Source organism: Victivallis sp. Marseille-Q1083, assembly GCF_903645315.1.
GTDB lineage: Bacteria > Verrucomicrobiota > Lentisphaeria > Victivallales > Victivallaceae > UMGS1518.
Genome location: NZ_CAHJXL010000001.1, coordinates 729,595 through 742,214 on the forward strand (window position 1 = coordinate 729,595; position 12,620 = coordinate 742,214).

7 protein-coding genes are annotated in these 12,620 nt (G+C 57.1%); 1 reads left to right on the plus strand and 6 read right to left on the minus strand.

Annotated features, from left to right (window positions below; genetic code table 11):
- Positions 1-11 precede the first annotated feature (11 nt).
- Together HWX74_RS02885 and HWX74_RS02890 are read right to left on the minus strand one after the other, a co-directional pair.
- Positions 12-365 (minus strand): hypothetical protein, encoded by a 354-nt coding sequence (locus HWX74_RS02885; protein WP_176012111.1) that lies wholly within the window; start codon positions 363-365, stop codon positions 12-14.
- A gap of 378 nt (positions 366-743) precedes the next feature.
- Positions 744-1,754, minus strand: coding sequence for a LacI family DNA-binding transcriptional regulator (locus tag HWX74_RS02890; protein ID WP_176012112.1), 1,011 nt, complete (start codon positions 1,752-1,754; stop codon positions 744-746).
- Positions 1,755-2,111: 357 nt separating this feature from the next.
- On the opposite strand from HWX74_RS02890, the gene HWX74_RS02895 reads away from it, so the two are divergent.
- Positions 2,112-2,873 carry a type II secretion system protein gene (locus tag HWX74_RS02895; RefSeq protein ID WP_176012113.1) on the plus strand — a complete coding sequence of 254 codons (762 nt, stop codon included), beginning with the start codon at positions 2,112-2,114 and terminating at the stop codon, positions 2,871-2,873.
- Positions 2,874-2,934: 61 nt separating this feature from the next.
- Here HWX74_RS02895 and HWX74_RS02900 read toward each other — a convergent pair whose 3' ends face one another.
- Genes HWX74_RS02900 through HWX74_RS02915 form a run of 4 tightly spaced genes read right to left on the minus strand, consistent with a single transcriptional unit; the run spans position 2,935 to position 12,590 of the window.
- Entirely contained in the window at positions 2,935-5,016 is a 2,082-nt protein-coding gene (locus tag HWX74_RS02900; RefSeq protein ID WP_176012114.1) for a hypothetical protein, read from the minus strand.
- A 22-nt stretch (positions 5,017-5,038) separates the two neighbouring features.
- Complete coding sequence (locus HWX74_RS02905) at positions 5,039-7,249, minus strand: hypothetical protein (RefSeq protein WP_176012115.1); 2,211 nt, start codon at positions 7,247-7,249, stop codon at positions 5,039-5,041.
- Positions 7,250-7,256: 7 nt separating this feature from the next.
- Positions 7,257-9,350, minus strand: a complete 2,094-nt coding sequence (locus tag HWX74_RS02910) for a hypothetical protein (protein ID WP_176012116.1) — start codon at positions 9,348-9,350, stop codon at positions 7,257-7,259.
- A 42-nt stretch (positions 9,351-9,392) separates the two neighbouring features.
- Entirely contained in the window at positions 9,393-12,590 is a 3,198-nt protein-coding gene (locus tag HWX74_RS02915) for a hypothetical protein (protein ID WP_176012117.1), read from the minus strand.
- Positions 12,591-12,620 lie beyond the last annotated feature (30 nt).

Genomic DNA, 12,620 nt, shown 5'->3' on the forward strand with positions numbered 1-12,620 from the left:
CACTGGCAAATTCAGGAACGTTTCCATTTCTTTCGCAAGCCGAAAAATCCCGCTCCGGCGCCGCCGAGCAACACGGTGGCCACCACCCCCGGCAACGGTTGACCGGCCGGTCCGGTATATTCGCCAGGCCTCAACTGGATGCGGAAATTACCGTTCAACGACTTTTCATCGCCCAGGGCATCCAGGCTATACTGCGCATTGCTGTGCTGCGTCAGTGTAAACAACGTCGTATAATCATTATCCTTGCCGATGAAAAAACCGATCTCTTCTCCGGCCGCAAAGTTGCCGAAGTCGAATTTCTTGCCTTTGGCGGCATCGACCTCGAAAACGCCATAGCGGGTATACCCCCTTGCCGTCCTTGACATAATAACCGAAACTGTCGAGACTTTTAAAGAAATCGTTGTTGGTCACATGAATCATCAACGACATATTTTCATTGAAAACGATTCCGTCCGAATTGACATCGTACTGATAAACGGCGAATCCGGACAAAGCCAGACAACTCAGCAGCAATGTGATTATGATTTTCTTCATTTTTTTTGAAAGCAAAACCAAAACGATTCATCTTTTTCAAGACGTTCCTCTGCACTTACAATATCCCTCTTTTTGAAAAAGACAAATTATTTATTGGTTTGTAAGCAGTTATTATGATTTTTTTTGCAAAAAAAATTCTTTTTCGCCTCAAACGGGCCTTGCAACCATTCGGTTTCCAACCATCACCCAAACCATCAGGCTCCGGCAAATTATCCCCGGCAGGTCTGGCGCCAGATCAGGGAAGATTTGATTTCGATCTGGGTATAATGGTCGGAATGATTGTCCGCAGCAATCAATTCGGCCAGCCGGTCGATGGCGGCCCGCACCACGGCATCCAAATGGAGTTCGACGCTGGTCAGCGGCGGGGTAAGCACTTCACCGATTTCCAGATTGTCGAAGCCGGCCACGCTGATCTGCTGCGGAATCGCCACACCCGATTTCAACAGTTCAAGCACGCCGCCGGAAGCGATCAAGTCGTTGGCAAAAACGATCGCATCCGGCCGCTCCGGCAGAGCCAGCAGTTGTTTGACCGCCTCCGCTCCGGCAACCATCGTATTCTTGACATTTTCCAGCCAATAGGATTCCGGCACGCGCAAGCCCGCAAAAGCCAGGACCTCCTCCATGACCTGGAACCGCCGGTTGAGCATCGGGAAGGTCCGGTTGGTCACCACAAAAGCAAATCTCCGGTGGCCCGCGGCAATCAGCCGCCGGATCAATTCGACGCCGCCCGGCTGGGGATTGGAAATGACGCAATCGCAACAAAGCCGCTGGGTAAAATCCTCGATCGCCACCACTGGCAAACCGTGCCGATGGATTTGCTCGACGAACTGCGGCGGCGGATAGGAAGCCAGCAGAACGCCGTCGACCCGGCGTTCCCGCAGCAGCTCCGGCAGGGCCTGGTGCGCCGGATCGACGAAATTGACAAAAAGAAACCGGCCGGTTTTCGAAGCATACCGTTCGGCGGCATAGATCAAACCGCGCTGGAACTGATCGTCGACCGAAAGCTCCTGATCCGGGAAAATCATCGCCAGGCAATTGGAGCGTTTGTTATAATAAGGAGTCGGGCGATAACCGATGCTTTCGGCATAGGCGATAATCTCCTGTGCCTTTTTACGGCCGACGCCCGGTTGACCGCTGAGCGCCCGCGACACGGTGCTGGCGGTCGTATGCAGTTGCCGGGCGATGGTGGTGATACTGACACCCGAATGATCCCGGTTCATAATCCTCCTGTCGACTTTCCATCATATAATTATGATAAAAAAACGCAATATTTGCGTTATTTTCGTATAGTATAGCGAATTTTCCCGGCAAAGTCAATAGCGATTGCCCGCTCATCGTCGTTTTTCCCGCCATTTTTTTCATCACAACGATATCCTTCGTTATTTCAAACAGTTTCAATCAAACAAAACGGTTTTTAAAAAAAAATTTCCACTTTTTTGATCCGGCCTATTGACATGTTACGCAAATTTTGCTATAATTACTGTTGAAGAAGTTAAAGAGAAAATTTTTAAAGAGATAACGCAATATTTGCGTAGTCATAAAAGCAATTTTAACGATGAAAAAGAAAGGGTTGACATGTGAAAAAAAGTTTTACATTGATTGAATTGCTCGTAGTAATAGCAATCATAGCCATTCTAGCCAGCATGCTGCTGCCGGCGCTCGGCAAAGCCAAGCAAGCCGCCCAAGTCATCAAATGCGCCGGCAACATGAAACAGCAGTCGCTCGGCGTCCTCATGTACTCGAATGATTCCGACGACTACGCACCGATGTACAAAGCCAACTGGACCGAAACGACTGCCAATTTCTTCCAAAGCCGTTTCTGGTATGCCAAGCTGGTCGACGATTACGGCGTCACTCCGGAATTGTTCCAATGCCCGAGCAACCCCTGGAAAGATTACGGCGACTCCGGCAACGCCGATTATCTGCCGCAATTCGGCTGGAAGATCAATGTAGAGGATTGGGGCGGCAATCAGTGGGAATGCAACTATACGCTGAACGGCGTCGGCATTTACACGATGCCGTTTCCTTACGCCTCCCGGGGACTTGGCGGCAAACTGTCCCGCTGCGATATGGCGTCACAGACGGTGATGATCCTGGAAGGCCCTTACCCGAGCTGCGTCGACGGGGTTTCCGTCTGGAACGACGGCTGTTCCCGCTTCGCCAAAGGCAACCCCTACACCCGCGACCACGGCGGAGCGGCGGCGGTCTTTGCGGTGATGGACGGACATGTCGTCAAAACGAAATACTCGGCCGGGCCGATCGATCTCTATCTCGTGCCGATGTCATCGCTGCTCGGCGAAGGCGGCTGGCTGTTCGGTTCGTTTTTCTATCCGGAATGAGCGTTTTCCAAGATACTCCTTCAACGCTCCGGAGCTCGGGCCGGAGCGAATCATTCATGCGTCAATGCGTTGTTTCGTTTCCGGCAAAACGCAGCACCAGCGGCAATCGGAAATCGACCGGACCGGCAAAATCGATTCGCCAGCCGCCCGGCAGCGGCGAGACAGTCAGGCGGTCGTCGCCGGTCCAAATCCCGGCTTCGGTCAGCCGTTCAGGGCGGGGCATTCCGGCTTCCGGCGGCGCGGCAAGCGTGAAACGGCACCGGGTCCAGCCGTCCAGGTTGAAGTTGAAACAACCCAGCACGGTGAAGTTTCCGGCAGTTTTGCGCCACGCCAATGCGTAAGCGCCATCGCCTTGAAACAAAATATCCGGACACCGGTCCCCGTAAAGAAATTTCACCACATGGTGCAATTGATCGCGCCGAAACGGATGGCAATAGGAGACGCCGAAGGCACTCTGATAATCCAGCGCGTGAGTGACGACCCGGCCGCCACGGCTGTTGACGAAAGCGACCATCGCCGGCATCACCCGGACGGTGTCCGGATCGACGAAATCGGCTACGCTCCGGGCGCCGGGCCGCGGTTTCAACCGGCAGAATCTGCCGTCGCTCCACAGGGTCGGCAGCGTCACCGTCAAATATTTGCGCGCGCCGCCGCCGAACTCCGGATCATGAATTTCTTCCGCCGCCACCGGGCCGGACAAATCCCGCCGGTGACACGGCGCGGCGACTTCGGCCAGGCCGATTTCAGGACCGAATCCGCGCTCAACCAGAATCCGCGCCGCCGGACCGTCCAGGAACAGTCCTTTCGCCAGCAGGCCGATCAGCGCATCATCGTCCAGCGCCCGGGCCGTCTCGCCGGACAATGCCGAGACTTCCGAGGCCGTAAAGGTCGTCGCGATGCCGTGCGACTCCAGCGCCTGCATCAAATTGTAACCGTCTTCACACAAGTCGCCGTAACCGGCGCCAGCCGCAAGCCGCTTGAACTTCGACGCCGCCGGTTCGTGAAACAGCCGGACGCCGTGGAACGCTCCGGTCGGCAGGGTCGCCCGGCTCAAAGCGGTCAAAAACGGTTTTCGTTCGGCCAGCATCCAGCCGAATTCTGCTTCATCGGCCATCGGAGTGCCGACGTGGTCAAAGAGATTCAGCGTAACGCCGTCCGCGCCATATGCAAACGACAGCGCAATTTCCAGAAAAGAGAAAGCGACGCTCTTGGAAAATCGGGTGAACGGCACATTTTCCACTTCGGTCAATTCGACCGTTTCCGGCGGCAGCACATGCCGGGTCAGTTTGATCGAATCCTGCGAATAATAGAGACCGCGCAAAGATTCTTCATTATAATTGGACATCGGCGGACGGCTGTAAAGAGGACGTCCGTCAGCCAGCGCCGCCGCAAATCGCCGCCAGTCGCGCCCTTCCAGACAATGCAGCCGCGGCCCCGACGACATCAAACCGAGACTGGTTGCCGGGCTGACCTCATGGACGGTCCGGGCTAGAAAACCGGCTGTTTCGATCATGATATCGCATTGCATATCCAGATATTCGGCCCGCCAGGGATGCGGTTCGCCGGGCTGCAGAATCGCCGCGACCAATTCCCCGCGCGTCACCGGCCGACCGATTCGTTTGCCGAATTCGGCCAGATGGCGGTCGCAGAAACAGCCGTAACGGACCGGCTCATGGTTAAAGGTCCGGATGTCATCCTCGACCCAGAGCACCTGCGGCTCGGTCGCCGCATACAGACGCCAGAGTGCGGCAATGTGCCGCCGCCACGCTTCCGACAGAAAACAGGCGCAATGTCTGGCCCGGATGCCGTCGTGACCGACCACCGGTTCCAGACCGGGCAAACGTTCCAGGTCATTGCGGCCGCGGTCGCATTGTCCGGCGGTGACCCAGGGGTTCAGTGAATAAACAATATTCCGCCTGGTCAACTCCTCCCGGACTTTCAGCAATCTGGGCTGATAAGCACGAGCCCATTCCAGTGACGGATGACCATGAAAAAATTCCTCGACGTCAAGTTTGACGATCACTTCATCGATCCCGAAACGGACTGCCGATTCGACCAGATCTTCGAGCAGTTCGTCGAAACGCCACGGCACCAGCGTCCGCCGCAAAGCATACCAGGCATGGGAATAACAACCGGTACTCATAACCTCAAAACCTTCCTTTCAATCACCAACTGATTTCGACCTGACGGCGTTCTCCCGGCGCCAGTTGCAGGGACCGCCATGAATCCGGACCGATTTTCACTTCTGCCGGCAAAACGGTGTCTCCGGAAAGTTGCAGTGTTACTTGCGCAGCATCTGCCGATTCTTCAATCGCAATCTGCAAATTCCGGTTTTTCCCGACCGGAACCACTCCGGAACATGAACCCGCGCCGCAAGCCGGCATGATCCGGACAGTTTGCCATCCCGGTTTTCCCGGCGTAACGCCCAGCATACCGCGCACCATCGCAATCAACGGAGTAGCACTGGCGGCATGGCAGAGGCTGCGCGGCGCACAGTCAGCCGGCACTTCCGGGAACGTAGAACAATTACACTCCATCAGCTTTTCCCAGCGGGCAAATGCTTTTCTCATCAAATCGCCGCGCCCCAATCGCCGCCATACTTCAAATGTATATTGTGCTGTGAAAAATGAAGTTTCTGTGATCGGCACCACAGTAATTCGCTCCGCCAGCGCCATAGCCTCCGGACCCGTAACCGCTCCGGCCAGAATTGCCAACGCGTTGGTATACTGACTATACCATTCCCGTTCCGGAGTATCACGGTACAAAAGCCTGTCCGGCGACCAGGCTGCCCGGTTCACCGCATCACACACCCTGCGGGCCTGCGAGGCATATGTTTCTGCCGCCGCCCCCCCTCCCAGTGCAGCATTCATTTCCGCTGTTTGTTCCAGCGCCAATGCATAATGCAATGCCAACAGTACTTCCGGAACATTTTCCCCCCGTGCGCTGCTGCCGTCGATCCATTCCGGACGCCAATCGGAGAACATCCAGTATCCTGCCGGATTCAGCAAGCCGTCTGCCCGTTGCAAATCAGCGAAATAATCCAGCACCCGGTCAATATTACGCCGCCATTGGCACACCAGTTCCAAATCTCCGGTATACTGCCAATCATCATAAATCATCGCAATCCATTGCAGCCCGTAGCTCGGAATAATTTGAAAATATTTGGTGGGGTAGCGTGACTGCACCATGCCGTTCGCCTGCTGCGAATTACCGAAAGACTCAATACCGCGCCTGGTCAACCTGGCATCACCGCACAACAGATGGCTGATTTCCATCTGAATCCGGCTATCCATAACATACTGGTTCTGCTCATAAAAAGGGCAATCCTCATAATGTTCATGCGCACAGCAGCGATGAGTTCGCCAACCGGCTTCCCAGATTTTTTCCAACACTTCTTCGCCGTGGAACTCTGCCCGCAGCTCAAATGGATACGCACTGAAGCTGTAAGAAAAAGAATATTCCACTTCTGCCGTCAATTCGCTGAATTCCAGTTCAATATACTGTCCCGCCCGATACCAGTGCGGTTCAAATTCCCACTCTCCGGCCGGGAAAATCACCTTATCGCCATAACCGCGAGTTCCGACAGTACCGTCCACCAGAGCTTCCGCATACGCAATCCGAAGTTTTCCTGCGCCGCCGCGCCACATCAAATGCGGATAACCAGTCTGGTAAACTGCAAAACGAAACCGCACTACGCCTCCCGGAGGAGAAATCTTACCGTTGACTTCGCCTGATTCCGGTACCACCGGACTCCGTTCCGCCGGCGGCAAGCCGGACGGCTCCAGCAGCCAGGGAGTATCCGGATCTATTATTTTATTCAATTCGCCATAATGGTAAACCCGTCCCAGGACAGCCGGGCTTTGCCATTGCCCGCTAGTTTGCGTAAAGTCCCATTTTTCCATCAGGGCTGCCGGCGTTACCCAGGAGCAGTCCCAGGCATCTTTCCACTGCAGGCCACTTTTTATGTTATTGACACGGCAAAGCCATTCTCCGGCAGTGGACAGATCCACCGTTCCAGCTTGTCCGGAAGCCAGAAAACCACCGCCGGCATGCATTTCTCCCCAGCCACCGTCGGCGTCACGCGGAGCGGTCGGCTCCACATATACTTCCACTTCCAGGCGATGTTTTCCGGCTGTCAGCCAGCAACGATACTCCTCGTAACTGTAATGGAGAACATCTCCGCGCGTCGGCCCGACACCGAGAAAATGACCATCCAGCGTCGCCCGGTAACGATTGTCGGCAGACAGTGCCAGAACCAGTTCCCCATCGGAAGCCATATCCCACTCCCGCTTGAAATCCACCACTCCCGGAGTTCCCGGCTGACGGTCCGGCAGCCAGATCCAGCGGTCACCCGGACGAAATTGAAAACATTTCATTGCCATGTTATCCTTTCTGACCCGATATCATACTGCTATCCAGAACCGCCAATTGATGCGCTTTGAATGTTTGGTTTCGCCATTGAACCGGGAAACCGGCCACCTCCGACAGCACCAGCCGGCGGCCGCCATCCCAATCGAGTATCACCAGGTTGTCCGGCAGGTCGTCGAACAGGGCGGTTTCAATTCCCCGGTATTCGCCCGACGACTGGGCCAACTGGTACTCCCGGGCCAGCCGGAAACATTCCCCTTCCGACGGAAGTGAAGGCCAGAAGAGTTGCTGAAATTCCCGAAAGCCGTTTTCATGCATTTTCACCGTCGGCGTCACCGGGAACCACGGAGCCCAGCGCTTGACCGGGCTGCGCAGCACGATATTTTCCAGTCCGCCGTCGCGCAGCGCCCAGCCCGGCGTCGCCAGATGGAAGACCGCAAACGCCGGACCTCCCACCCATTCGAAAGCCGGAAAGGAGTTGCCCTGCAGCAAGGTCGCTTCATAACTGCCGCGCCATCGCCAGCCCAGCGGCTGGCCGGCCTTGACCTCCCCGACCGGAGCGCCCAAGTCATAACGCAGAGCAATTTCGGTGGAATTGCCGAGCAGGTTCGGCCGGAAACACACCCGCATGCCCGGCCAATCCGACTGAAAAGACAGTTCCAGATAATATTCCAAGGCGCTGAAACCCGGCCATTTGTCGAGGAAGCGTTGCCGGCTGCTCCAGTGCAACTCGATCCGGCAACTGTTCCCGTCGCCGGTAAACGCCGTTACAACCGCTTCCGACTGCGGCACGACAAACCGGCGGCCGGAGTATTCCTCGGTCCATAAGGTGCCGTGTTCTTCGCGCAGCACCACCTGCGGGATGGCCACCGGCCGGCCTTGATAGCTCAATTGCGGCAAATTTGATTCTTCAGGCCAGGCGATCTGCCAATCGCCGCATTGTACGACGCCGCATTTCGCCAATACGGCGGTCGGCACGCCACCTAGCGGCGGCAGCCGCCGCCGCCACGGCACCGCCAGCGGCAAACCGGCCAAAGCGGCATCCGCCTCGGCGGCGCGCCCCGCCAGCCAATCGGCGTTCGAATCGATATGGCACCCGCAGAGCGCGTCGTGAAACTGCAGATAGAACAGCGCTTCCCAGGCCCGGGCCGGAATCCGCCCGTTCGCTCCGGCGCACCGGCTGCCGAACAACCGGCTTTCGATAACTTTCGGCTGACGTTTGCTGCGGCTGCGCGACACGTAACAGCCGGTGAACAGGCGGGAAAAGTCCTCCTCCGGCATCCGGTATTCCGGAGTTTTCTCCCAGTAACCGGCCGGCAAAGCGTCGTAATAATCGTTATAGGAGGAAAAGCGGAATTCCAGGTCGGAAAATTCGGCGGCGATCTCCCGGACCAGCGTCGGCAGTTGCGGCAGCACCAACTGCTCTTCGCCGCAGAAGACGAACAGCGAGTCAGGTTTGGCGCTTTTCGCGCCGGCCTGCCGCAGCGCCTGCCGGATAACGTCGCAACGTTTCCGGACCGTGTAGTCCGGCACGTCCGGATTTTGTGAACATCCCCAGCCCCATAAGCTGAAATCCGCTCCCGGGCTGATGGCCCGGACTGTCGTACCGTCGGCGCCGGTCAACCGGAAATCGCCGTTGACGTCCGCCCGGTTGGGCCGGGGCATCCGGGACGCTTTGAAATATTCGTAATAATGGGCGATCACCGCCGGCAGCATGTCCGGAATGCCGAAAGCATCCTCCATCGCCCCGCCCCGCACCCGGTAACCGAATTCCCGCCGCCAGAAATTCATGCCGGATTCGATATTGCACAGCCAGGCGGCGGCGGAACTCATATTCAAGTCCGGAATACTCTCCGGGCCGCCGGTAATTTCCAGCCGGCCGGCCTGCAGCAGCGCTCCAACCCGCCCGCTGACCTCCGGATGCTCTTCCAGAAAGAGCCGGAACGGAAGTGTCTGGTTGAAATTATAGGTCATTTCCGGATGTCGTTCCAGCAACCGCAAGACCAGAAAATAAATTTTAGTCCGGCGTTCGACATACCATTTGACCGGCCGCCGCCAGACCAGGTCGAAATGCTGGTTGCAAACCAGATGAATTACCTTTTTGCTCATAACACTGCCCTCTTCCAGTTTGTTTGATTCGTAATGGTTCATTTATCGAAGCGACGAACCGGCAGTCCGCAACTCGCAAATTTCGCCGGGCGCCAGGGAAACCGGCTGCCGGCTGCCGTCGAGGTTGTTCTGAATCGCGCCGTCGATCCGCTTCGCGGTCGGATTGTGCAGCAACGCCCGGATCCGGCCGGATTCGCAGCCGGTTACTTCGATGATTAAATCCTTATTGTCCGCCGCCGAAAGCGGCGCGCCCAGAAAATAGCGGCCGGCTTTTTCCAGTCCCAGGTACATGCTGCCATCCAACACGCCGCCCGGATACCAGTCACCGGTTTCCAGATTCAACGCCCCGCAACTGACATTGTCCGGCAACCCGTCGACCCGAACCGGCAACAGCCGGTTCGGCAGTTTTTCCGGATCGGGAAAGGTCGCGACCGCGCCGCAATCCGCCGCCGCCAGTGCAACCCAGTAGGGTTCTTTCAACAAAGTTCCCCGTTCCAGGCGGTCGGGCGCATAGGCCGGGACGCCGTTTTCTTCGTCCAGGCCCCACAGTCCGGTCAAATCATCGAATAGCTCAACCTGGTCGCCGCCGCCGGCCTGGGTGACGATCCATTCCAGTTTCCAGCTCCGGCCGCGCGGAATCCGGCTGCCGCCGGGCAGCTCGATTCCCACTGTAATCGCCGGAGCCTGCTGCGCTTTCAAACGGGCAGTCACCCTGGAGCCGCTCAACAAATGAACGCCCAGTAGTCCGTACGGGTCCGGCGTAAAAGTCGCAAAGGAACCTCTGCCGAGGGACGCCGACACCTCCCCGGTTGCCGGAAACGACCGGACCGCGCCGTCGGCGCCGCGGACCCGGATCCGGGTAAAATCCTTACCGACGCCTTTGTAGCACAACTTCAGCAGCGTCAAAGCCAGTTCGCCTTCCGGCAGGTCTTTGACATTCAAATCGGCCAGCGCGGTCAGCGTGGTACTGCCCCGGATGATAATGTAACCGAACGGCTCGTAATCGTAACGGAAAATCACCAGCCTGGTTTTCGCGTCGATCAGCCGCAAATCCCGATATTCGCGGCCGTATTCCGAATCGACCGTCCGCATTCGCGGAAAAGATTCGTCCACGACGGCGACATCCCGGGTGGCCAGTTTCTGACACCGGTCCGGTTCGACGGCGCCTTCCGGCAGCTGCCGGGCTTTCAGATGAGGGTAGGTCGACAGCGTTTCCAGCCCGGCGACGATCTGGCCGGTTTCATAGCCTTGCGGATGATAGCGGTAACTGGGTGCCGGATGATAAAACCGCAGATAATTGCCCCAGCCGTACGCCAGAGTCACCAGACCGCCGAAGCTGTAACGCCGTCCGTCGTAAAGAATTTCACCGGCCGGGTCCGGTTGGACCGGATTGTGATAATCGTTCATGCGGTCCGAACCGACATGGTTCCAGTAATTGAGGTTACGGGTCGGCAGAGCGTAACTGTACAACCGGCCGCCGTTTTCGGCGACCGCCTTGAGCCAGAAGGGACCATCCGAAGCCATCACCACCGGTATTGTTGCAGCGAACGCCGTTTCGGCCGGATGAAATCTGCGGATGCAGCGGGAACCGCTGTAGAGCTCCACTTGCGTCAGTTTGACCGGCGCGGCCAGGGAAATCCGCAATTCCAGTTGTTCGGCCGGTTCCCACAGGATGTAATTTTCCCACGGGTCGAACATCAGCTTCCGGCAGGAAAAATGTTCCAGTTCAATTCCGCCGGAACTGATGAAACCCGGCATCAAATCATTGGCGAAAGTACGGCGCAGTTCTGCCAGGCTGGGCGCCAGCAAATAAGAGGAAAATCCATTGGTAGCGCTGCGCTCCAGTTGCGCCGGCGTCCAGATTTCATCCATCACCACCGGCAACAGGCTCATGCCGGCCTGGGATTGCAGTTTTTCAAAGTAGTCGAAGGCGAATTCCCGTTCTTCTCCACCGACTTTCGTCACCGCGGCCAGCGCATTGAAGCCGCCCAACTCCCAGGGCCGGCCGGCATTGTGGTGCGGATCGCCGAACACGTAGATGCCGCGGCAATCGGCGGAAGGCGTTTCCAACATCGTGAAAATGAATTCCGGATGACGGGTTTGCGGCGGCCAAACGGCGATATTGCCGGCGTAGCCGCGGTTGCCGCCGGGATCCCTCCAGGCGACGCCGGGCATGACGACCAAATCCCGGCCGGTCGCCGCGTCGCACTCGTTTACCAGTTGCTGCCAGGAATCTGCATCGTCGACGATATCGGCAAAGACGAGAAAATCCAGCTTCAATTCCCTGGCTTTGCGGGCATACTCCGCCACCGGGCAACTTCCGCCGGAGTGGTTGCTGCGCAAGCCGAAAACACCCCGGAACGGCTGCTGATGATCCAATTTTTCCGAACGGCGGATTTGATAGCCGCCTTTTGTTTCGATCGGGGCAAACGTCTCCGTCTGCGCCGGATCACGCGGCGAGTTGGCGCCGAGATAGCGCAGCGCATTTTCCAGGACCCGCCAGGTGTCGCCGTTGTTCAACAATTGTCCGTTGTCGTAAAAAAGATGATCGCCGTCGTTGAAATAATGACTGGAATGGGCGCTGAATACCAGACCTCTCCCCCGGCCGGCGTCCCGCACCGCCATAAACGGCGGAGCCGGTTCGGCGCTCCCGGCCCCGCGTACCGACCGGTCGCCGCGCACCAATACCGTCCAGTGTTCATCCACTGCCAGGCCGTTGACCATATGGCTGAGCCAGAAACTTTTCGATCCGGCGGTAATTGGATGGTCGCCATTCAGATTGGTGGAGCGGAACGAATAATAACAATTCGGATCCTGTAGTTGAAAACGATGAATATTGTCCTCATTGCTTTCGATGAACCGTTCCAGCCAGACCCGGGCGCCCCACGGCCGTAGCAGCAGATTCAAATCCGGCTCGAAATCCTCGGTATAACGTCCCTGGGTGAAAAAGAGGAACAAACCGCCGCCGCATTCGACGAAGTCGCGCAATTCGGCGATATGTCCATTGAGTGTAAGGGCGGCGTCTTCCTGGGTGTTGATATTTTCCTGAACCCCTTCGAAAACCACCACCACGGTATCGAACTTGCCAAGCAGTTCGGCATTCAGATCGGAAAAATACCGCTCAATTACCCGGATGCCGCCGGCCTCCAGTTTCTGACGCACCGCCGGCGCCACCAAATGCCGCAACCCGGCGCCTTCATATCCGACGAACAACACCTGTTCCGCCATGGTGAAATTCATAAGCCCTCCCGATACTGCCAATAAGACCAT